Genomic DNA, 21,184 nt, shown 5'->3' with positions numbered 1-21,184 from the left:
GTCAGAGTTGCCCGCGCTTGCGTCTGGGCGCTTCGCGTGGAACCTGCGTGCTCTTGGTGCAACGCTTGCGCCCGCTGCGCTACAATACCGCGCATGGAAAACGAACAGAACACCCAACCGGCGGCCGCGCCCGCCGAAACGCCCATGCCCGCCCTCGACATCGTGCTGGCCAGCGCGTCGCCGCGTCGCAAGCAGCTGCTCGAAGACGCCGGCGTGCGCTTCGTCGTGCACGCGTCCGAGGTGGACGAGACCTTGGAGCCCGACCTCCTGGCCGATCCGCCCGAGGCGTGCAAGAAGCTGGCCGAGCGCAAAGCCGGCGCCGTGGTGCAGGAGGTGCTGGCCGAAGACTACACAGGCATGGCCGCCGTCATCGGCGCCGACACCATGGTGGTGTGCGAAGGGGAGATATTCGGCAAGCCCGTCAGCCTGTCCGACGCGAAGCGTATGCTGCGCTGCCTGTCGGGTCGCACGCATGAAGTGCTGACGGCTGTATCCGTATGGATGGTGGCCGCGCCCGAGCCCGAGAACATCTCGCTGGGCTTCCGCACGTTCGTCGATCGCTCGGCTGTGACGTTCCGCGAGCTGACCGACGAAGAGATCGTCGACTATCTGCGCAAGGGCGAGTCGTTCGACAAGGCCGGCGCCTATGCCGTGCAGGGGGCCGGAGCCGATCTGGTGGCGCGCGTCGACGGCGCGATGGACACCGTCATCGGCCTGCCCGTAGGTCGTTTGCTGGAGGAGTTCCCGGACTTCGCGGGTTCGGCGTCCTGACGGACGGCGAACGACTCGACGCTGGGCGGCTGCGCCGCCCGATCTCTCAGTCGAGTCGAGGGCTCGCACATCGAAATGCGCTTCGCCTGCGCTCTCCCCACGATCCCGCGCGCCGCAACCTCCCTCGCTGACTTGCTGCGCCAGCCTATGGCATTTTCAACCTATCGTCCCAGTTCCCATTGCGAAATGTAAAAATCGTGACAGGCAGGCTGGCGTTACCGTATCGTCTCCTTTTCCCGGAGAGGCAATGGTACACTAGCTGAATTCAAGGTAAGCGTGACGCTCTCGCCCATTGATCTCGCAGATTGATCAGGGGCGATAGCGGAAGCGAAATGCGACGATAGAGGTTAGGAACGTGCACAACGACATTTCGGAGATCCTGTTCACCGAAAAGCAGCTCGCTGACCGTGTGGGCGAGATCGGCGCGGCCATCACGCGCGATTACGCCGACGCGGCCGACGAAGGCATCATCCTGATCTCGGTTCTGCGCGGCGCCGCTATCTTCATGGCGGATCTGGCGCGCAAGATCGAGCTTCCGCTCGAAATGGACTACATGGCCATCTCGTCGTACGGAAACGGCGCCAAGAGCTCCGGCGTGGTGCGTATCCTGAAAGACCTCTCGTCTCAAATCGAAGGGCGTCACGTCATCGTGGCCGAGGACATCCTCGACTCCGGTCTTACCCTGACGTACTTGCTGAAAAACCTGTCGTCGCGTCAACCGGCTTCCATCGAGGTAGCCACGCTTCTTCGGAAGAAGACGCTTGCGCAGGCGAAGATCGATTGCAAATATATCGGTTTCGAGTGCCCCGATGAGTTCATCGTGGGCTACGGGTTGGACTATGCGGAGCGGTATCGCAACCTGCCCTACATCGGCATCTTGAAGCCGGAGATTTACTAGCGAAGCTATCTTGGCGGTCGACCGGTTCGGCGTTGCCGAGTCGCGTCGTGCTAAGGGTATGCGGCATCGGCCGCATGCGATGACGGGCGGGCACGCGGGTCTGTCCGTCATCGCAGCGCGAGTCGGTGAGAAAAGGAAAGTTAAACGCTATGGCACAGCAAAACAAACAATCGCAGTTCCAGCAACCCAGCCCGAGGACGACCATCATATCGGTAGTCCTGTTCATGCTGGTGGCTTTCTTCGTGGGCCAGCAGTTCTTGAACATGTCGTCTGCCGGCGCCAAGCCTACCGACCGTCTGATCACGTCCGAGTTCGTGCAGGCCGTCGAGCAGGATCGCGCGACGAAGGTGGTGTACAACGCCGGCGACTACACGGTGTCGGGCTCGTACTATCCCGCCATCACGGCGGGCTCCACCGGCGCCGATGCGTTCAACGAAGCCTTCCAGGCGCTCAACGCGCGCATGGCCACGCTGAAGAACCCCGAGACGGGCAAGGCGCTCGGCGGCGTGGGCACCACCGACATCAACGGGGCCACGCTGGGCGTGGAGCGCAACTTCACGTCCACCTATTACGGCGGCTCGCTCGGCGACCTCATGGCGGCGCATCCCAACGTGCCGTACGAGGTGGCGCTGCCCAGCCCGTTCGTGGAGCTGCTCGGCACGCTGCTGCCCTTCATCATCATCGGCCTCATCCTGTTCTTCTTCTTCAACCAGATGCAGAAGGCGAACAACTCGCAGATGAGCTTCGGCAAGGCCAAGACGAAGAAGTCCATCGAGGAGCGCCCCGACGTGAAGTTCTCCGACGTGGCCGGCGTCGACGAGGCCGTCGAGGAGATGCAGGAGATCAAGGACTTCTTGGCGAACCCGGCGAAGTACCAGTCCATGGGCGCGAAGATCCCGCGCGGCTGCCTCTTGGTGGGCCCTCCGGGCACTGGTAAAACCCTGCTCGCGCGCGCCGTCGCCGGTGAGGCGGGCGTGCCGTTCTTCAGCATTTCCGGCTCCGACTTCGTCGAGATGTTCGTCGGCGTGGGCGCGTCTCGCGTGCGCGACTTGTTCCAGCAGGCGAAGGATGCCAGCCCGGCCATTATCTTCATCGACGAGATCGACGCTGTCGGCCGCCAGCGCGGCACGGGCCTCGGCGGCGGCCACGACGAGCGCGAACAGACGCTGAACCAGCTGCTGGTGGAGATGGACGGCTTCGAGAGCAACGACTCGGTGGTGCTGATCGCTGCTACGAACCGCGCCGACGTTCTGGACCCGGCGCTGCTGCGCCCCGGCCGCTTCGATCGCCAGATCGTGGTGGACGCGCCCGACGTGAAGGGCCGCGAGAAGATCCTGCAGGTGCACTCGAAGGACAAGCCCATCGGCAGCGACGTCGACCTGTCGAAGGTGGCCAAGCTCACGCCGGGCTTCACGGGTGCCGACCTGGCCAACCTCATGAACGAGTCGGCGCTGCTCACCGCGCGTCGCGGCAAGAAGATCATCACGCAGCAGGAAGTGTCCGAGTCCATGGAGCGCGTCATCGCCGGGCCCGAGCGCAAGGGTCGCGTGCTGGACGAACAGACGAAGCACACCATCGCGTACCACGAGAGCGGTCACGCCCTGGTCGGTCACCTGCTTCCGCACGCCGATCCCGTGCACAAGATCTCGATCATCTCGCGCGGCCGAGCGCTGGGCTACACGCTGTCCATCCCCAAGGAGGACAAGGTGCTCAACTCGCTCGGCGAGATGCGCGACGAGTTGGCCGTGTTCATGGGCGGTCGCGTGGCGGAGGAGATCTTCTGCGACGACATCACCACGGGCGCATCGAACGACCTCGAGCGCGCCACGAAGATGGCCCGCGCCATCGTCACGCAGTACGGCATGAGCGCCGAGCTGGGCACGCAGGTGTTTGGCCAGCCGAACCACGAAGTGTTCCTGGGCCGCGACTACGGCAACACGCAGGACTACTCGGAGGAGACGGCGAAGCGCATCGATGACGAGGTCGCCCGCATCATGAAGGACGCGCATGATCGCGCCTATGAGATTCTGGCAAGCCATCGCGAGCAGATGGATCTCATGGCCAACGTGCTGCTTGAGCGCGAAACGGTGGAAGGCGAGGCGTGCCTTGCCCTGCTGGACAACACGTGGGACGAGTACCTCAAGCACGAGGACGAGATCATCGCGGCCAAGGAGGCCGAGGAGGCCGCCGCGCGCGCCCGCGACGAGCATCTGGCCGACCCGAACTGGAAGGAAGAGCCGGTCGAGCCGGGCGACCAGGATCCGAATCCGCCGTACCGCGAGCCTGCGGAGGGCGACGGCGACGATGCGCCCGCATCTGCTTCGTCGACGTCGGACGAGGCGCCTGTCGACGCTCCGGCTCCGCAAGCCCCTGAGCAGAAAGGCGACGGCACCGAACGATGATCTGGCGCTGCGCAACCTATGAGTTCGATACGAGAATGCCCATCGTCATGGGCATTCTCAACGTTACCCCCGACTCCTTCTCCGACGGAGGCCAGCACGACGGCTTCGATGCCGCGCTGGCTCATGCCGAGCGCATGGCGGAGGAGGGAGCCCGCATAATCGATGTGGGCGGCGAGTCCACGCGGCCCGGCGCCGCGCCGGTGTCCGTGGACGAGGAGCTGGCGCGCGTGCTGCCGGTGGTGCGCGCATTGGCGCAGCGCGATGTGTGCGTGAGCATCGATACGCGCCACGCCGAAGTTGCGCGCGCGTGCTTGGAAGCGGGCGCGGCCATCGTGAACGACGTGTCCGGCTTCCGCGACCCCGCCATGGTGGATGCGGTGCGCGACAGCGATTGCGGGCTGGTGGTCATGCACATGCAGGGCGACCCCTCGACCATGCAGAACGCGCCTTCGTATGACGACGTGGTGGCCGACGTGCGCGAGTGGCTGCGCGACCGGGCTGCCGCTTTGGAGGCTGCGGGCGTCGCGCACGACCGCATCTGCATTGACCCCGGTCCCGGCTTCGGCAAGACGCCGTCGCAGACGCTGGAGCTGGTGCGCAACTTCCAAGAGTTCGTGCGTCTGGGCTACCCAGTGATGGTGGCGGTGTCGCGCAAGAGCTTCTTGGGCTGGGCGTACGGCATCGACGAACCTTCTGCGCGCGACGAGGTTTCGGCTGCCGAGGCGCTCATGGCCTGCGAGCTGGGAGCCAGCGTGGTGCGCGCGCACAACGTGGCGGCCACGGTTGCCGCGCTCGAAGGGCTGCGGCCCTACGCGCTCATCGGCATGGGCTGCAACGTCCCGCTTGTGGCCTCGCCCGGCGAGGAGCGCGAGGGCAAGATCGCCATGCTCAACCAGGCCATCACCGAGCTGTGTTCGCTGCCCGACTCGCAGATCGTCGACATCTCCAGCTTTTACGAGAGCGAGCCGGCCTACTACCTCGACCAAGATTCGTTCGTGAACGCCGTGGTGCTTTTGCGCACAGGTATTCCGCCGAAAGAGCTTCTGGGCTACCTGCATGCGGTGGAGAACAGCCTGGGTCGTGTGCGCGAGGTTCGGAACGGGCCGCGCACGTGCGACCTCGATATCCTCGACTACCAGCTGTACGTCGTGGATGCCGATGTGCTCACGTTGCCGCATCCGCGCCTGCTGGAACGCGATTTCGTAGTGCAGCCCCTGTTGGAGCTGCTCCCTGGCCACGTGCTTGCCAATGACGTGCCGGTTAGCGTCGATGGGGTTACGGTGGGGAAGAGCGTGCGGCTGTGAGCAAGGGGCGCTCTGTGCCCTCGTTTTGCGTCGACGGCTCTTCGTCGCTCCGGAAAGGCGATGCGCGTGTTTCGGAATTTGGATTCGGCAACGAGGGGGAAGGCGGTTCGCCGAGCGGCTTCCCGTTTCGCATCGCTCTGCACGAGGAAGTTGCATCGACGAACGACGAAGTCAAGCGCGCGTTGGAGGCGGGAGAGCCGGAAGGCCTCGTCGTCCGCGCGCTTCGCCAGGTTTCCGGTTACGGCCGGCAGGGTCGTTCGTGGACCAGCCCGGAAGGCGGACTGTATTGCTCGCTGTTGTTGCGCCCCCAGGTGGCGCCGCGCGAACTTCCCACGTTGAGCCTGGTTGTGGGCATGGCGGTGCGCCGCGCACTCGTTGCGCTGGCGGGCGCGCGGGCTGAGGAGGCCGTGCGCATCAAATGGCCCAACGATGTGGTGCTGGCACAAAAGGCGCGCTATGCACGATTTCCTGAAGCAACCGAAATTCGCGACCTGGGGTTTTCCGAATCTGGGAAGGAATTAGGGCAGAAAAATCGTGCACAGCGGTTATTTTGTGCCAACGAAGGCGATGCTTGCAGTGCGCGAGACGACCGAGCGCCTGATTTCGCGAAGCTTTGCGGCATCTCGCTCGAGGCGCACGGCGGCGGCGTGTGCGTGGGCGTGGGCGTGAACGTACTGCCGCCCGACAAGCGCCCCGACGTGGGAGGCAAGAATCGTCCTGCGTACGTGGCCGACCTCGCGGATTCCGTTGCCGCGCCGGCCGTCGCTGTCGAAGCAGTGCTCGAAGCGCTCCTCGCCGCCTTCGCGCCGCTGTACGGTGTATGGCGGCGCAACGGCTTCGCACCGCTTGTGGACGAGTTCAACGCCTACTCCAGCTTGAACGGACAAAACGTTCGCATGGTCGATCGTGCGGACAATCTGCTGGCGGAAGGGGCGGTTGTGGGCGTCGACGCTCAAGGCCGTCTCGTGCTGCGTAGCGAATCCGGCATCGAAACCGCAATCTCCTCCGGCGAAGCGCACCTCGTGTAGCACGCTCGTTCTGTCGAAAAGCCCGTCGTTCTCTTTGAATCTCCTGCTTGACCCTCGACATGGTTCAGGGTCTACCGTTGTCCCTGCGCCCTGAGCGGCGTCAAGAGGGAACGTACGTAAAGGAGGAGAGATGGAACAAGCCAGATTGTCACGGCGAGACTTTCTCAGAGGAGCGGGGTTAACCGGAGCTGCGGCAGCGGGCATGCTCGCGTTTCCCGGAGCAGGCAAGGCGTTTGCGGACGACGGGGCTGCCGATGCGCAATCAACGGAGGCGACGGATTCAGGCAACGAGTATTCCAAGGCTCTGGGTGACGATGCGTCGCTGTGCCCTCTGCGCAAGGCTGATTTTCCCGGTCCGCGCGGGCCGATCGCGTTCGAGGATCGTGATATCGCCGAATCTGAGATCAGCTCTACCGAGGAGTGCGAGGTTCTCATCATCGGCGCCGGCATCGGCGGGCTGATGGGCAGTTTGAAGGCGGCCGAGGAGGGCGCGAAGGTCATCACGTTGGAGAAGATGACCGAGGGACGCTCGGCGTGGGAGAGTTTCGGCGCGGTGGGCGCGAAGTTCCAAAAGGAGCAGGGGATTGATATCGATCCTGCTCAGCTGCGCGATGAGATCTACCGTGCTGCGGATTGGCGCGTCGACCCCTGCTCCATCGAAACGTACGTGAACCGGTCGGGCGAAGTAGCCGATTTCTGGCAGGATATGCTCGACAAGGGTGGTTCGGGTTGGCAGCTGTACAAGTTCGACCAGGCGCCGAACTACAACGGTTTCCCCGTCATCGACAGCTACGTCAACTTCAAGATGCCCGAGGGTATCAGCACTACGTGGCTGTTCGGCCTGTACGTGTGCAAGGAGCTGCGCGCGGTTGCCGAAACCTACGACAACCTGGAGATTCGCTATGAGATGCCCGCCGTGCAGCTCATCCGCGAAGACGGCGGTCGTGTGATCGGCTGCATCGCTAAGAACGGCGACGGATACGTGCGCATCAACGCATCCAAGGGCGTGTTGCTGGCCACGGGCGGCTACGACGCGAACCCTGAGATGATGCAAGCGTGGGTGCGCCCTGAAGACTACGAGTCCTCTGTGTGGTGGAATCCCAGCTGGGGAACCACAGGCGACGGCCACATGATGGGCCTCAGTATCGGCGCGGACATGGACTCATTGCCGCATCCGGTCATGAACTTCAGCAACGCCACCCCGTCCACGTTCGTCGAGAAGCGCGTGTACTTCCCCGGCGCTATGAACTACTCGATCATCGTCACCGAAGAGGGCAAGCGCTTTGTGAACGAGAACCAAGCGCGCCAGTACATGTCGAACGCCATCAACGTGCAGAAGCGCCGCGGCCATCAGTGTTTCCATATCTTCGACCAGGCTATGATCGCCTCTGCGTTGGAGAAGGAGCCGAGCGCCGAGAAACAGCTTGAGCGCGACGAGGCCAAGGGCCATCTGTTCCGCGCTTCGTCCTTGGGCGAGCTAGCGTCTAAGGCGGGCATCGACGCCGCCGCCCTTGAGGAAACGGTGGCGCGCTACAACAGCTTCTTCGAGGACGGCTTGGAGCGCGACCCCGACTACTACCGTTACACGGGCAACAACAAGCCTTTCACGGGTGAGACGTACTATGCCTTGGTCACGAACAGCGTCATCCTTGCCACGGTGGGCGGCCTCACCATCAACGGCGACACCCAGGTGCTGGACAAGGACGGCAAGGTTATTGAAGGACTCTATGCCACGGGCAACGTGTCGGGCAACTTCTACGCAGGCAACTACCCGCGCCATATTCCCGGCACGTCGGTGGGTCGTGCGGCGACGTTCGGCTACGTGGCGGTAGAGCATATGTTGAAAGGAGGCCAGGCATGAGTCGGTCTACCTTGCGTCTGGACATTATGATTGCCCTCGTGGCGGTTGCGTTGGTGGCGGTGTTCGCGATAGCGGGTTGTGCGCCGCAACAGGCCGATTCCGGGTCGAGCGAGGGTACGAAGACCCAAACGGTGTCGAGCGAGGCGGGCGCCTACGTTTCCGACGAGCAGTGTCTCAGCTGCCATGGCGGTAGCTACGAAGCGCTTGCCGAGCGCACTGCTGACCTGGGTGATTGGAATCCGCATGATTCCCTGCACGGCGGCTACAATGCATGCGTGAACTGCCACGAGAAGGACAAAGAGATCACGTTCAACTACTGCGAGAACTGCCATGTGTACGCGCCTGACGAAGAGGTGCTGTACTAGCAACGCGGTTCTTTCCCTCCCTTGAAGGGCTTCGTCGCGTTCGCTGCGCCGAAGCCCTTTCCTTATGCACTTCAGCTGACGGGCACGTACAGAGTTTCGATGTCGCTTCCGAATCCGTCGAGATTGAGGAAGGAGGGGAAGAGGATGATGTCGTTCCTCACTCGATAACCGTGGCTGTCGAGGTGTTCGAACAGGCTCGTGAACGTTTCCTTCTGCACGCTTTCCGTTCGGGTCGCTTGTCTTCTAAAGCGAATGCATTTTCCCAAGCAGAGGCGCTTTACCTGCTTTCGCGCCCCTTCGTCAAGGCGGTAGCTCTCGTGTTCGGGCATGGTCATGACATAGTCGGGGTTGACCGTTGGGCGGTTGTCCAGCAGGTCGTCTCGCTTGATGATGCGTGCACAGCTGGTGATGCTCAGAAGGTTGTAATACTGCGAGATCGTTTTCTCGTGCTCGAGCGAGACATGGAAGTCTCGTCCGTATGAAGAGTTGATGTACACCTGATCGGCGGCATCCACCAGTTCGAACTCTAAACCAGGTTCAGACTGTATCGCGCCAAGGGTGCTTTCAAGCCGTCTTAGTCGGTACGCGATCAGGTCGGCTTCGTGCATGAGCTTTTCTTGTTGATGCAGCAGTGACCGCTCGAACTCTTCTGTGCCTTGTTTCGCGTCGAGCATAGCGACCGCTTCATCGATGCTGAACCCGTATTGCAGCAGCACACGAAATGCGTTTGATTTGAAGGCATCTTCGGGGGTGAATACTCGGTAACCGTTTTCCTGACGATCCGAGAGAATCAAGCCGTGCTTCTCGTAGAAACGGATCTTCGATTGCGGCAGGCCTGTCATGGCCGAGAATTCCTTCATCCGGTACATGCTTCCCCTGTTCTCCATGTAACGTGGCGATGTTGCTCCAATATAGCATACGCGGTGCGGCTTTACGGTGTATCCGATTTCCAGGCTGTGCGGCGGCGAAAAGATGGGTTACAATGTGCCGTTCCTCGAAATTGGAGAAGCTCGAAAGGCAGCGGCGAACTCATGGAATCAGAAGCAACGAACCCCTCTCTCGACCTCAATGAAGAACGTGCCGGAGCACCGATCGGCAAAGATCCGAAGCGCACCGGCCGCGACGATAAAGTCAGCCGCATGGGTACGGCGTCCATTCCGCGGCTTATCGTGGAATTCGCCATCCCTTCTATCCTGGGCATGCTGGTCAACGGTGCGTACAACGTCATCGACTCCGTCTTCCTGGGGCAGGCCATGGGCGAGATCGGCCTTGCCACCGCCACGGTGGCCATGCCCATCATGACGGTGTTCATGGCCATCGCCATGCTCGTGGGCAACGGCGGTAATGCGCTGGCAGCGTTGCGCATGGGCGAGGGCAACCGGGTGGAGGCCGAGCGTAGCCTGGGCAACACGGTGTGCCTGTCTCTCGTGTTCGCGGTGATCGTGGCCGTGCTCATGCATATTCCCGCCTGCGTCAATGCGCTGCTCGGCGTGTCGGGCGCCACGGCGGAGGATTGGGAGTACGCTCGCTCGTTCATCCAGATCATCTCGCTGGGCTTCGTGTTCCAGTGCATCGGCATGGGCGTGAACAACTTCATCCGTACGGCCGGCGCACCGAACCGCGCGCTGGGCACCATGATCATCGGCGCGGTATCGTGCACGGTGTTCAACTTCCTGTTCGTCATGGTGCTGGGCTGGGGCGTGCAGGGCAGCGCGCTGGCCACGGTGTGCGGCCAGGCCATCTCGTGCGCCACGGTGCTGTGGTACTTCATCGTTACGAAGAACGTTCCTATGAAGCTGCATCTGCACTACTTGCCGCTGCATCTGCGCACGGTGCGGCTGATTCTGTCGCTGGGTCTGGCCAGCTTCGCCGTACAGGCGGGCATGGCCGTGGTGAACTTCGTGCTGAACAATCTGCTGAACATGTACGGCGCCATGAGCCCGCTGGGAGCCGAGGGGGCGCTCGCGTCTATCGGCGTGGTGCAGCGCGTGGCCATGTTCGCGGTGCTGCCGCTGATCGGCGTGTCCATCGCCATCCAACCGCTGCTGGGCTTCAACTACGGCGCGCACCTGTTCGAACGCGTGAAGAAGACGCTATGGTACGGCATCTTCGGGGCGACGGGCATCGGTTTGGCGCTGTGGGCGCTCGTGCACCTGTTCCCCGAGCAGATCGTCGGGTTCTTCGGCATCACGAACGAATCACTGCGCGACTTCACGGTGTTCGCCCTCAAGGTGCAGCTGCTCATGCTGCCCTTCATCGGCTTCCAGATCGTGGGCTCGAATTACTTCCAGGCAACCGGGCAGCCGCTCAAGTCCATCTTCTTGTCGCTGACGCGCCAGATACTGTTCCTGGTGCCGCTGCTCATCGTGCTGCCGATGGTGCTGCCCAGCTGGTTCCCGCAGTTCGTCAGCCTCGACGCGCTGTACTTCGCCACCCCCGCGGCCGACTTCCTGGCCATCTTCACCACGGTGGTGTTCATCGTCTTAGAGATGGGACGCTTGAAGAAGCTCGAGAGCGGAGAACTGAAAGCGAAGTTCTAAGCCGCTCGTATCGCGCATCCAGATTGTCACCCTTGCTTAAACCCCGCGGTTCACAAAACTGCGGGGTTTGCTTATAGTGCGAGGCTGCTGAAAACGAAGGATCGTCCTGGAAGAGGAGCGGAGCATGGAAGCAAACAAGGTGAAACAGGGTTCTATGGGGGCATCGCGCACGCGCTCGATCGCGTTCGTCGCGTTGACTATCGCCCTTTTGGGCGTGTCCGCATGGGTGTCCATCCCGATCGGGCCGGTGATGCTGACGCTGCAGATGTTCGCGGTCATGTTCGCAATTATGGTGCTCACGCCGAAGCAGTGTATGGCTTCTATCGCCGGCTACCTGGCGCTAGGAGCTATCGGTTTGCCGATGTTCTCAGGCATGCGCGGCGGTATCGGCATGTTGATGGGACCGACGGGCGGATACCTGTGGGGATTTCTGCTGGCTGCGGTGGTTGCGCTGCTCGTTCGCGAGGGTCTGAGGCGTGCGATCGGCGAGAAGGGGGTTTCGGGTCCGATGGCGATCGTGGTCGACATGGTGGCCTGCTTGGCGTTCATCATCGTGACGTACGTGTGCGGATGCTTCCAGTACGCTGCTGTGGTAGGCGTCGATTTGGCGGCGGCTTTCATGGTGACTATCGCGCCCTTCGCCGTGCCCGACTTGCTGAAGGCGGTGGCCGCTGTGCTATGCGCTCGCGCTGTGCTTCGAGCTCTGCCCAAGCGGTAGGAAACATCGATCACCAAACGAAACGGGCGCCTTCGGGCGCCCGTTTCGTTTGGTGATCGATGGCAGAGGGACGTGGTCGATATCTCATCCCTCTGCCATGCTCGCTTGCTGATTTACGCTTCCAGCAGCACCGCGCCGGAGGTGAAGCCGCCGCCGAATGCGACGAGCACTACCTTGTCGCCGCGCCTGATGCGGCCGGCGTTGTACGCGTCGCATAGAGCCATAGGCAGGCTGGCGGCCGACGTGTTGCCAGTGTGGTCGATGGACAGCTGGAAGAAATCCATCGGGCGCCCCAGCTTCTTGGCGGCGTACTTGATGATGCGCTCGTTCGCCTGGTGGGGCACGATGCAGGCGACGTCATCCAGCGTGAGGTTTGCGCGGTCGAGCGCCTCGTGCACGGCCGTGGTCATGGCCTCGGCGGCGAACTTGAACACCTTGGGGCCGTCCATGCGCAATACCTGGCGCGGTTCGCCCGCGTCGACGAATTCGGTAATGCCCAGCTCGGCATCGATACGGGAGAGCGATGCGTCTTCGGGGGCTTCGGGCGACGCGCCGTCGATGTCGAACGGCAACGGGGCGTCGTAGGCAAACGAGCAGGTGAGCGCGTTCGTGTCGTCGTCGGCGTTCGTGATGAAGCTGCTCATGATGCCAGGTCGGTTCTCGTTCCACTCCAGCACCGCCGCGCCAGCGCCGTCGCCGAACAGCACGCAGGTGTTACGGTCGCTCCAGCCCGTCACGCGCGTCAGGCGCTCGGCTCCCACCACGAGCGCGCGGCGAACGGGGTTGCGGCCCGCGGCACCGGGCGCTCCGGCGGTCGAACCGGCCATCATGCACTCGGCCACGGTCAGGCCGTACACGAAGCCCGTGCAGGCGGCGTTCAGGTCGAACGCAATGGCGTTCTCGAGACCCAGGCGGCGGCGCAGCAGCCCGGCGGCCGAGGGCACCAGCACGTCGGGCGTGATGGTGGCGTAGATGACGAGGTCGATGGAAGCGGGGTCGATGGCCTCGCCGTCCTCGCGCCAGCCGCCGTCGGCAAGACCCAGCGCTTGGCGGGCAGCGGCTTCGGCCAGATCGGTAGCGGTTTCCTCGACGGCAACGTGGCGCGATCTGATGCCCGTGCGCGTGCTGATCCATTCGTCGTTCGTGTCGACGAGCGCTTTCAGCTCGTCGTTGGCCACTTCCAGCTTCGGGAGGGACTTTCCGCATCCGATGATCGTGCTGCCCATGCTGCTCCGTCCTTGGCCGCGCTTTCGAGGCGCGCCTTCAATGCTTTGATAATCAAACTAAATGGATTATAGCAAGCGCCCGCCATCCCGTGTGCGAAACCCAAGCGACCTTCACAAAGGGCGGGCGATGCGTGCCAAGCATGGATGGGCGGTGCGCCGACGTGGGCGCGAACCGGTACCCATGACAATGTTATCCATGGCAAACTCATGCAGTAATGGTCCCAAGATTTTCCGACCTGGGCATATAGCGATCGTATTGTCGATGCCTCAGTGCAAGACGTTCGAAAGCTTCGAAGAAATTGTCATGGCTGTCCCTTTGCGCCCACTTTTTCGCTCGCCCTATCAAGAGGCCGAGCGGGCGTGCTACTTCGCGGCGGCAACCAGGGCTTCGAACAGCGGAACGTTGTCGTCGAGGTACTCAGGATGCCACTGCACGCCGAGGTAGAAGCGCCGCGATGGGTCCTCCAAACCCTCGACCAGACCGTCGCCGCTGACCGCGCTCACCTGCAGCGGGTCGGCCACGCAGGCGATCGCCTGGTGGTGCATCGTGTTCACCAGCAGCGAATGCGGCGCAGGCGCGATGCCCTCCCAGCTCGTTTCGAGCGATGCGGGCCATCCCGCCTTGCAGCCTGGTACCATGCCCTCGCCCGCGCCGTCGCACAGCACCCGGTCCAGCACGCTGCCCGGCGCGATGTCGACGCGCTGGCGCACGACGTCGTAGGGAGGCTTCTGCTGATGCGCCGCGTCGGTGAGCCCGCAGGCGTGCACGTCCTGGTACAGCGTGCCGCCCAGCGCCACGTTGAGCACCTGCATGCCGCGGCAGATGCCCAGCATGGGCAGATCGCGCTCGTGGGCAAGGCGCGCCAACTCCAGCTCCAGGGCATCGCGTCCATCGAACACGTTCACGGTTTCGGCCAGGCGCGCTTCGTCGCCGTACGTCGCCGGGTTGAGGTCCCCGCCGCCGGCCAGCACCAGGCCGTCCAGGCGTTCTACCAGTTCGCGCGCCGCTCGACGGTTCGCATCCGCGCCGCCCTCCACGGGCGGCAGCAGCACGGGCACGGCGCCGGCGGCGGCCACTCGTCGCACGTATTCCACCGTCACGCGCTCGACGGGGACGATCTCGTCCTTCTGCTCCTCTTCAACGTACGTGGTGGTGATGCCGATGATCATGTCGCTCGCCCTCCGGTCGTCGTCTTCCTGCCAGCAGCATACGAAAAAGCGTCCCGTCGAGAGTCGACGCGCGAGGAATCCACAAAAGTAAAAGCAAAGGGTAGGGGGCGAGGATAGCGGGATGCCGGCGGCGTAAGAAGAGAAGAGCGGCAGCGAAAGATTGGCACGCTAGTTGCTAAGTCGAAGGCCAGAGACGGTTGTCGCCCCGCTCCGCGCGGGCGACGCACGGTGCGGGATCAAGACACAAGGAGGAGCGCATATGAAGTCATCGGATCGCCCCAAGTTCGGCAACTTGCAGAACTTGAAGGTGCTCAACGCCGGCGCGGTCATCGCGGCGCCGTTCGTCTGCGAGCTGTTCGCCGAGCAAGGCGCCGACGTCATCGAGCTGGAAAGCACGGTGGCGCCCGACATGTACCGCATGTACGGCGACGCATGGTCGGTCGACCGTCGCAACCAGCGCATGATCACGCTGAACATCCCCTCGCCCGAGGGCAAGGAGATCCTGCTGCAGATGGTGAAGTGGGCCGACGTGCTGGTGGAGTCGTCGAAGGGCGGCACCTGGGAGAAGTGGGGCCTTACCGACGAGGTGCTGTGGGAGGCGAACCCCGCGCTGGTCATCCTGCATATTTCCGGTTTCGGCAACTGGGGCGACCCGGACTACGTGCGCAAGGCGTCGTTCGACCCCATCGGCCAGGCGTTCTCGGGCTACTCGAACCTCAACGGCTTTCCCGACAGCCCGCCCAGCGTGACGAAGCCTTTCACCGGCGACTTCATGACCGGTCTCATGGGCGCTTGGGCCACGCTTGCCGCTGTCATCCGCGCGCGCGAGACGGGCGAAGGCGAGTCCATCGACTGCTGCCAGTTCGAGGCGCTCGTGCGTCTGCAGGGCGCCACGCTGTCCGACGGCATCAACCACGGCATCCAGCCCATGCGCATCGGCAACGAAGACCTCGTGGGCGCGTGCGCCGGCGCGCAGAAGTGCAAGGACGGCTACTGCCAGGTGGCCGTGGGCGGCGCCGGCCCGGTGAAGAAGCTCGTCGAGTTCTTCGGGTTCGCCGACGATCCCGACTTCCAGCCGCTGGGTACCTACCCCTCCGTCACGCGCAAGCCCGGCTGCAAGAGCCTGGACGAGCCGCTGCCCGACCGCGCTGCGAAGTTCCGCGCCGCGCTGGACAGCTGGTGCGAGAAGCACACGGTTGAGGAGGTCAACCGCATCTTCGGCCAGATGGGCGTGGCGGTGAGCCCCCATATGACCTACGAGATGATGCTGAACGACCCGCATTACCAGGCGCGCGAGGTGTTCGTCGACTGCTACGACGAGATCACGCAGAAGACGGTCAAGCAGGTGAACATGATCCCGCGCTTCAAGAAGCATCCCGGCAAGATCGTGCGCGGAGGGGCGAAGTACGACGCCGACACGCAGGACGTGCTCGAGGAATTCGGCTATTCGGAAAAGGAGATCGAGTTGCTGTACGAGAAGGGGGTGCTGCGCAAGGGCGAGTAGCTCGACGGCGGACGGCGCGGCCCCGGCGCGTTCGAACCGGGGCCGCGTCGCCGCGAGAAAAGAGAGGGGAACCCTCTGGCGCCCTAACGATGGCACGGATTTTGCATATCGCTATGGCGTTGGGGATTCTCAGGTAAAACAAAGGAGGCACTATGGGAACTGAAACAATGAAGGGCAGCAACTACGCATGGGCGATCGCCGTCGCCTGCGTAGCCTTCTACGCCATCCCCTTGGGCGTCGTGGCGAACCAGGCCGGTTTGTTCGCATCGCCCGTCATGGAAGAGTTCGGCTGGTCGCGCACCGACGCGACGCTGTACATGTCCATCCAGCCGTGGGTGGCGGCTATCTGCACGCCGTTCGCCGGCAAGCTCATCTCCAGGTTCAACCCTCGCTGGGTGATGACCGCCGCGGCCGCCGTCTTCGGCTTGGCTTCGCTGGCCTGTGCTTGGTTCACCGAGCCGTGGCAGTGGAACGTGTACGGCGTGCTGTACGGCGCGTCCGCCGCGTTCTGGATGTACATCGCCACGCCGACGTTCATCAACCGTTGGTTCGCTAAGAGCAACGGCACCGTCATCGGCGTCATCGGCGTGTGCGCGTCGCTGCTGGGCGCGTTCATGAGCCCGGTCATCCAGGGCTGGATCAGCGGCTACGGCTGGCACACCGCCCGTATCATCATCAGCGTGATCGCGCTCGTCGCGTCCGTCGTGCTGACCGCCGCGCTGCTGCGCGAGTCGCCCGAGAAGATGGGCGTGCTTCCCTGGGGCTACGGCGCCGCCGAAGTTGCGTCCGCGAAGTCCGAGGCCAAGTCCGTCATCGACGTCGCCGCTGACGAAGGCGCCACGGCCGCGCAGGCTCGCAAGAACCCGGCGCTGTGGCTGCTCATCATCATGGCAGGCTTCTTCGTCATCGCCGCCGGCATGATGCAGCAGTTCTCGTCCTATGCATCCACCGGCGCGCTGGGCGCGGCCGTGGGCGCCATGGGCGTGACCGTGTGCATGATCGGCCAGCTGTTCGGCAAGTTCGGTCTGGGTTGGCTGTGCGACCACACGGGCGCCCGCGTCTCCGGCGTGGTCGCCAGCATCTTCGGCGCCGCCGGCATCGCCATCGTGCTGTTCAGCGTCGATAACGCCATGATGTTCTACGTGGGCGTGTTCCTGTTCGGTATCGGCTTCGCCGCGCTCAACATCGTGCCGCCTATGGCCTGCCGCCAGGCGTTCGGCCAGAAGGACTACGCCAACATCTTCTCGATGGTGGCCACCGGCCTCAACGTGTTCTCCGGTTTCTCGGCGCTCATCTACGCGCAGATCTTCGACATCACCGGATCGTTCGCCGGCTGCTTCTACCTCATCATCGGCTTCTACGTGGTGACGCTCATCTGCTCGCTCGTGATCGTTCCCATGGGCCGTCGCTCCTGGGCGAAGAAGTAAGCTCGATCGCAAACGCGAATCGTACAGCGGGCCGCCCGAGGGCGGCCCGCTTGCGTTGCGGGGGCGTGTAGCGAACATTGTCGCCCCAAAAACACGGTTTCGTCGGCAATTCCGTGTTTTTGGGGCGACAATGCCTCCGCTGGGCTTGCTTAGGATGATGCGAAACCCTCAAGTCTCACAACGGAAAACCCTCAAGTCTCACAACGGAAAGCCCTCAAGTCTCACAACGGAAAGCCCTCAAGTCTCACAATAGAAAAAACGTCCTGGAATGGGATTCCCTTCCAGGACGTTCTCGCATGCTCGATCTATGAGGCGCCGGACGCTTTATCGGTACCAGTCCATGACCTGCTTGTAGAGGGGGAGGATCTGCTGGCGCTGGTCGCGGAAGGCGGCTTCGGCGGCGTGCAGCTCGGCTGTCGTGTCGTCGGTCGCATCGGCCACGTCCACGCTCAAAGCCTGTTCCAGGCGCTTGCGCGCCTGCTTGTACGCGCTTTTCGCGCTGTGCCCCATCTTCTTTTTCGCCGCGCTGTAATAGTCGTTCGTCGCGCCGATGAGCGCGTAGCAATCGAGCATCTTCTGGATGAGGTCGCGCGTGGCCTGGTCGTCGGCCTTATGCTCGTCCGCGTCGGCCAGCGCCCGCCGGACGTCGTCATGGGCCACTTCGTCTCCGGCCGTGAACACGACGATCTCGGCGTTGCTGCGGTCGAGGTTCGCGGCCGATACGGTCAGCATGCCTGCTTCGTCGATATCGAAGCGAAGCTCGATTTGGGGCACGCCTGCGCCGCTCCACTTGATGTTGCGCACGCGGATGCGGCACAGCGGGATGTTGTCGCAGGCGAGCGGACGGTTTCCCATGAGGATGTGGAACTCGGCGGCCAGCTGGAACGAGTCGGCCGTGGAGAACATCGCGGTTGCGGTATGGGGCAGGCGCACGCCGCTGGGAACCGCTTCGGACACGTATCCGCCGGGCAGCTCCACGTTGAGCGCCAAAGGCAGGACGCCGTCGGGCGCATCGACGTGGATGCGCGCCTCCGGCTCTTCGATGCGCACCAAGTTCTTGTAGACGTCGGAATCCTTGTTCGCCATGACGGCTCCTTCTGCATCGGTCGGGTACGTCTCGATCAACCACTCGCAAATATCATGCCATGTTGGCATCAAATTTGCAGGTGAACCTAGCAGTCGCCCGGAGGCGGCGCTGTCGAGAAGGAGGAACCGTATGAAAGCTCAAGATTGCCCGAAGTTCGGTCCGCTGCAAGGGGTGAAGGTGGTCAACCTCACCATGGCCATCGCCGGGCCGTTCGCCTGCAGCCTGCTGGCCGACCTGGGCGCCGAGGTCATCGGCGTGGAAAGCCCGCGTGGCCGCGACACCTCGCGCCCCACGAACCAGGCGCTGCAGGGCTGGGGCACGCAGATGGAGCGCCGTAACACGCGCTCGCTGTGCATGAACGTGAAGGACGGCGCGGGCCGCGCCTGGTTCTTCGAGCTGCTGAAACAGGCGGACATCCTCGTGGACGGCTTCCGCGGCGGCCAGATGGCGAAGTGGGGCATGACCGACGAGGCGCTGTGGGAGGTCAACCCGAAGCTGACCATCGCGCACATCTCGGGCTTCGGCCAGACGGGCGACCCGGCGTACGTGTCGCGCGCCTCGTTCGACGGGATCGGCCAGGCCTACGGGTGCTTCATGGAGATGAACGGGTATCCCGACCGCTTGCCGGTGCTCGCGTTTCCCCAGGTGTCGGACTACTATGCGGGCTTCATGGCCAGCATCGGCGCGTTGGCCGGTTACATCAACGCGCAGCGCACGGGCAAAGGCGACAGCGTGGACGTGGCCCAGTACGAGGCCATGCTGCGCTGCGAGGGCTTCTACGCGCTGAACTACCTGAACACGGGCGCGCTGCCTGTGCGCGAGGGTTCGCACAGCACGTCGAGCGCCGGCTACGGCACGTACATCTGCCAGGACGGCGTGCCCATCTACACGCTCATCCTGGGTCCCGGCGTGGTGCGCGCGGCGCTGCCGCTGTTCGGCCTCGAGTACGGCAGCGAGCTGTTCCCCGAGGGCACGCCGGTCATCTCGTTCGGAAGCGAGGCGGGCAACGTGCTGGAGGAAGCGATGGAGGCGTTCTTCGGATCGCACACCGCCGAGGAGGCTGAGCGGCTCATGCTGGAAGCCGGCGTGCCGTGCAGCCGCATCTACACGTACGAGATGGCGGAGCGCGACCCGCACTACCAGGCGCGCGAGAGCTTCACCGAGTGGAAGAGCTCCTACGACGACGGGTCGATCCGCGGCGTGAACGTGGTGCCGCGCATGAAGAACAACCCGGGGCAGATTTGGCGCGGCATGCCGCTGGTCGGCGCCGACAACGAGGACATCCTCGAAGAGCTGGGCGCCACGCCCGACGATGTCGCCAGCCTCTACGACGAACAGCTCCTCAAGAAGGAGAACGGCCCCTTCGGCTAAACGAGGAACGGGATAAAGGGACGGGGGACGATGTCTCATCCTCCGTCCCTTCGCTGTTCCGAGCGGCCGATCGAATGAGGCATCGACCCCCGTCCCTTTGTCTCATCGAGCGAGACGGCACCTTCCCGGTCTTGTTTCATCCCGTGATCGCGTCAGCTTGGCACGGTATTTGCTCCACGTCTCTCATCGGAAGTTTCAGGGGATTTGAGACAAGGAGATGAGGACATGGGCACTGCACGTACCAAAGGAGCCGTGTGGGCTTGGCTCGTCGTTATCGGGTGCATCGGGTTCTATTCCATCCCAACCGGCATTATCGGCAATACCTCGGGCATTTTCGTGGCTCCGGTGATGGACCAGTTCGGCTGGACGCAAACCGACACCACCATGTACCGCACCATCCAGCCGCTGGTGGCCGCCGTGTGTGCGCCGATAGCCGGCAAGCTGATGGAGAAGTACAACCCGCGCTGGATCCTCGCGGCGGTTTCGGCGGCCTTCGGCCTGACGTCGTGGGCGAGCGCCTACGCCACCGAGCTGTGGCAGTGGAACCTCTATGGCGTGGTGTACGGCGTGACGTCGGCGTTCTACATGTACCTGGCGGCTCCGGTGCTGATCAACGCCTGGTTCAAGAAGAGCGCAGGCCTGGCCATCAGCATCACGGCGGCGACGCTGTCCATCTTGGCGGCCGTTGCCAGCCCCATCGGCCAGGAGCTGATCAACCAGTTCGGCTGGCAGACGGCGCGCGCGGCGCTGTCCATCGTGACCACCGTGCTGTCGGTGGTGCTGACGGTGGCGTTCGTGCGCAAGAGCCCCACGGTCATGGGCCTGCTTCCGTTCGGCGCGGGCGAGCAAGACGATGCGGCCAACCAGTCCGCAGCCCCCGAGCCCGACGAGGGCGCCACGGTGGCGCAGGCCATCAAGTCGCCCGGCCTCTACCTGCTCATCCTCGTGGCCTGCATCTTCGTCATGTGCGCCGCCTTCTTCCAGCAGATCCCCGCGTTCGCCGCGCACGGTGCGCTGGGCGCGAGCGCAGGCGCCATGGCCGTGTCCATCATCATGGTGGGCGGCGTGGTGTTCAAGCTGGTGCTGGGCGCGCTCAACGACAAGATCGGCGTGAAGTACACGGGCATCATCGCTGCATCGTGCGGCGCCATCGGCATCCTGCTGGCCTACATCGCGGGCGAGAACGTGGCCCTGTTCTACGCGGGCATGGTGGTGTTCGGCGGCGGGTACGCGGGCCTCACGGTCATCGCGCCCATGCTGGCGCGCGCGGCCTTCGGCTCGCTCAACTACTCGCAAATCTACAGCTGGGTATCCACGGGCATCTTCATCGCAACGGCCATATCGTTCTTGGTATACGGCATGATCTACGACACCACGGGCTCGTTCGACCTGTGCTTCATCCTGGTCATCGGCATGTACGTGCTGGCCGTCGTGCTGGTTCCCATCACGCTGGCGGTGTCGCAGAAAGCTTGGAAGCGCAGCGGGAAGTAGGCATCGCACCTGTCACCCACG

General features: G+C 63.5%; 17 protein-coding genes. 13 read left to right on the top strand and 4 right to left on the bottom strand.

Translation table 11 applies throughout. The annotated features are described in order from the left end of the window. Positions 1-93 precede the first annotated feature (93 nt). From ELEN_RS14530 to ELEN_RS14500, 7 genes are all read left to right on the top strand, one after another. A complete protein-coding gene (locus ELEN_RS14530; RefSeq protein WP_009609059.1) occupies positions 94-771 on the top strand; it encodes a Maf family protein in 678 nt (225 codons plus the stop codon). Positions 772-1,126: 355 nt separating this feature from the next. Beyond that, positions 1,127-1,669: a hypoxanthine phosphoribosyltransferase gene (gene hpt, locus ELEN_RS14525; RefSeq protein WP_015761445.1), complete on the top strand. Its 543-nt coding sequence runs from the start codon at positions 1,127-1,129 to the stop codon at positions 1,667-1,669. A gap of 149 nt (positions 1,670-1,818) precedes the next feature. After that, a complete protein-coding gene (gene ftsH, locus ELEN_RS14520) occupies positions 1,819-4,071 on the top strand; it encodes an ATP-dependent zinc metalloprotease FtsH (protein ID WP_015761444.1) in 2,253 nt (750 codons plus the stop codon). After that, positions 4,068-5,375 carry a dihydropteroate synthase gene (gene folP, locus ELEN_RS14515; protein ID WP_015761443.1) on the top strand — a complete coding sequence of 436 codons (1,308 nt, stop codon included), beginning with the start codon at positions 4,068-4,070 and terminating at the stop codon, positions 5,373-5,375. Before ftsH ends, folP begins: the two co-directional genes overlap by 4 nt. Beyond that, positions 5,372-6,403 (top strand): biotin--[acetyl-CoA-carboxylase] ligase, encoded by a 1,032-nt coding sequence (locus ELEN_RS14510; RefSeq protein WP_015761442.1) that lies wholly within the window; start codon positions 5,372-5,374, stop codon positions 6,401-6,403. The genes folP and ELEN_RS14510 overlap by 4 nt, the downstream gene beginning before the upstream one ends. A gap of 130 nt (positions 6,404-6,533) precedes the next feature. Beyond that, positions 6,534-8,264, top strand: a complete 1,731-nt coding sequence (locus ELEN_RS14505) for an FAD-dependent oxidoreductase (protein ID WP_015761441.1) — start codon at positions 6,534-6,536, stop codon at positions 8,262-8,264. Beyond that, positions 8,261-8,629 carry a cytochrome c3 family protein gene (locus ELEN_RS14500; protein WP_009609084.1) on the top strand — a complete coding sequence of 123 codons (369 nt, stop codon included), beginning with the start codon at positions 8,261-8,263 and terminating at the stop codon, positions 8,627-8,629. The genes ELEN_RS14505 and ELEN_RS14500 overlap by 4 nt, the downstream gene beginning before the upstream one ends. Positions 8,630-8,700: 71 nt before the next feature. On the opposite strand, the gene ELEN_RS14495 is transcribed toward ELEN_RS14500, so the two are convergent. Further along, positions 8,701-9,498 carry a MerR family transcriptional regulator gene (locus tag ELEN_RS14495; RefSeq protein ID WP_009609047.1) on the bottom strand — a complete coding sequence of 266 codons (798 nt, stop codon included), beginning with the start codon at positions 9,496-9,498 and terminating at the stop codon, positions 8,701-8,703. A 162-nt stretch (positions 9,499-9,660) separates the two neighbouring features. Between ELEN_RS14495 and ELEN_RS14490 the strand changes: the two genes are divergently transcribed. Further along, positions 9,661-11,169: an MATE family efflux transporter gene (locus ELEN_RS14490; protein ID WP_009609101.1), complete on the top strand. Its 1,509-nt coding sequence runs from the start codon at positions 9,661-9,663 to the stop codon at positions 11,167-11,169. Between the two features lie 124 nt (positions 11,170-11,293). Next, positions 11,294-11,887 carry a biotin transporter BioY gene (locus tag ELEN_RS14485; protein WP_015761439.1) on the top strand — a complete coding sequence of 198 codons (594 nt, stop codon included), beginning with the start codon at positions 11,294-11,296 and terminating at the stop codon, positions 11,885-11,887. 113 nt (positions 11,888-12,000) lie between these two features. On the opposite strand, the gene ELEN_RS14480 is transcribed toward ELEN_RS14485, so the two are convergent. Continuing rightward, positions 12,001-13,113, bottom strand: coding sequence for a 3-oxoacyl-ACP synthase III family protein (locus ELEN_RS14480; RefSeq protein WP_009609095.1), 1,113 nt, complete (start codon positions 13,111-13,113; stop codon positions 12,001-12,003). 363 nt (positions 13,114-13,476) lie between these two features. Continuing rightward, positions 13,477-14,283: a gamma-glutamyl-gamma-aminobutyrate hydrolase family protein gene (locus ELEN_RS14475; RefSeq protein WP_009609099.1), complete on the bottom strand. Its 807-nt coding sequence runs from the start codon at positions 14,281-14,283 to the stop codon at positions 13,477-13,479. 259 nt (positions 14,284-14,542) lie between these two features. On the opposite strand from ELEN_RS14475, the gene ELEN_RS14470 reads away from it, so the two are divergent. Both ELEN_RS14470 and ELEN_RS14465 read left to right on the top strand, forming a co-directional pair. After that, the gene (locus ELEN_RS14470) at positions 14,543-15,787 is read left to right on the top strand and encodes a CoA transferase (RefSeq protein WP_009609038.1); all 1,245 of its coding nucleotides are present in this window, start codon (positions 14,543-14,545) and stop codon (positions 15,785-15,787) included. Positions 15,788-15,939: 152 nt separating this feature from the next. Further along, on the top strand, positions 15,940-17,214 hold the full coding sequence (locus ELEN_RS14465) for an MFS transporter (RefSeq protein ID WP_009609062.1): 1,275 nt from the start codon (positions 15,940-15,942) through the stop codon (positions 17,212-17,214). A gap of 324 nt (positions 17,215-17,538) precedes the next feature. On the opposite strand, the gene ELEN_RS14460 is transcribed toward ELEN_RS14465, so the two are convergent. Further along, a complete protein-coding gene (locus tag ELEN_RS14460; RefSeq protein ID WP_009609100.1) occupies positions 17,539-18,300 on the bottom strand; it encodes an Hsp70 family protein in 762 nt (253 codons plus the stop codon). A gap of 130 nt (positions 18,301-18,430) precedes the next feature. Between ELEN_RS14460 and ELEN_RS14455 the strand changes: the two genes are divergently transcribed. Continuing rightward, positions 18,431-19,672 (top strand): CaiB/BaiF CoA transferase family protein, encoded by a 1,242-nt coding sequence (locus ELEN_RS14455; RefSeq protein WP_009609032.1) that lies wholly within the window; start codon positions 18,431-18,433, stop codon positions 19,670-19,672. A gap of 225 nt (positions 19,673-19,897) precedes the next feature. Continuing rightward, positions 19,898-21,163, top strand: a complete 1,266-nt coding sequence (locus ELEN_RS14450; protein WP_015761438.1) for an MFS transporter — start codon at positions 19,898-19,900, stop codon at positions 21,161-21,163. Positions 21,164-21,184: the final 21 nt, after the last annotated feature.

Origin of the sequence: Eggerthella lenta DSM 2243 (genome assembly GCF_000024265.1) — a bacterium.
Lineage (GTDB): Bacteria > Actinomycetota > Coriobacteriia > Coriobacteriales > Eggerthellaceae > Eggerthella > Eggerthella lenta.
The sequence above is the reverse complement of the archived record's forward strand: the minus strand, read 5'-3'. Positions and strand labels throughout refer to the sequence as shown.

Bases quoted from the DNA above. Each gene is read 5' to 3' on its own strand.
- ELEN_RS14480 (WP_009609095.1), bottom strand. From the start codon at position 13,113: ATGGGCAGCACGATCATCGGATGCGGAAAGTCCCTCCCGAAGCTGGAA.
- ELEN_RS14500 (WP_009609084.1), top strand. From the start codon at position 8,261: ATGAGTCGGTCTACCTTGCGTCTGGACATTATGATTGCCCTCGTGGCG.
- ELEN_RS14470 (WP_009609038.1), top strand. From the start codon at position 14,543: ATGAAGTCATCGGATCGCCCCAAGTTCGGCAACTTGCAGAACTTGAAG.
- ELEN_RS14460 (WP_009609100.1), bottom strand. From the start codon at position 18,300: ATGGCGAACAAGGATTCCGACGTCTACAAGAACTTGGTGCGCATCGAA.
- ftsH (WP_015761444.1), top strand. From the start codon at position 1,819: ATGGCACAGCAAAACAAACAATCGCAGTTCCAGCAACCCAGCCCGAGG.
- ELEN_RS14465 (WP_009609062.1), top strand. From the start codon at position 15,940: ATGGGAACTGAAACAATGAAGGGCAGCAACTACGCATGGGCGATCGCC.
- ELEN_RS14530 (WP_009609059.1), top strand. From the start codon at position 94: ATGGAAAACGAACAGAACACCCAACCGGCGGCCGCGCCCGCCGAAACG.
- ELEN_RS14475 (WP_009609099.1), bottom strand. From the start codon at position 14,283: ATGATCATCGGCATCACCACCACGTACGTTGAAGAGGAGCAGAAGGAC.
- ELEN_RS14450 (WP_015761438.1), top strand. From the start codon at position 19,898: ATGGGCACTGCACGTACCAAAGGAGCCGTGTGGGCTTGGCTCGTCGTT.
- ELEN_RS14490 (WP_009609101.1), top strand. From the start codon at position 9,661: ATGGAATCAGAAGCAACGAACCCCTCTCTCGACCTCAATGAAGAACGT.
- ELEN_RS14455 (WP_009609032.1), top strand. From the start codon at position 18,431: ATGAAAGCTCAAGATTGCCCGAAGTTCGGTCCGCTGCAAGGGGTGAAG.
- ELEN_RS14495 (WP_009609047.1), bottom strand. From the start codon at position 9,498: ATGTACCGGATGAAGGAATTCTCGGCCATGACAGGCCTGCCGCAATCG.
- ELEN_RS14485 (WP_015761439.1), top strand. From the start codon at position 11,294: ATGGAAGCAAACAAGGTGAAACAGGGTTCTATGGGGGCATCGCGCACG.
- ELEN_RS14505 (WP_015761441.1), top strand. From the start codon at position 6,534: ATGGAACAAGCCAGATTGTCACGGCGAGACTTTCTCAGAGGAGCGGGG.
- folP (WP_015761443.1), top strand. From the start codon at position 4,068: ATGATCTGGCGCTGCGCAACCTATGAGTTCGATACGAGAATGCCCATC.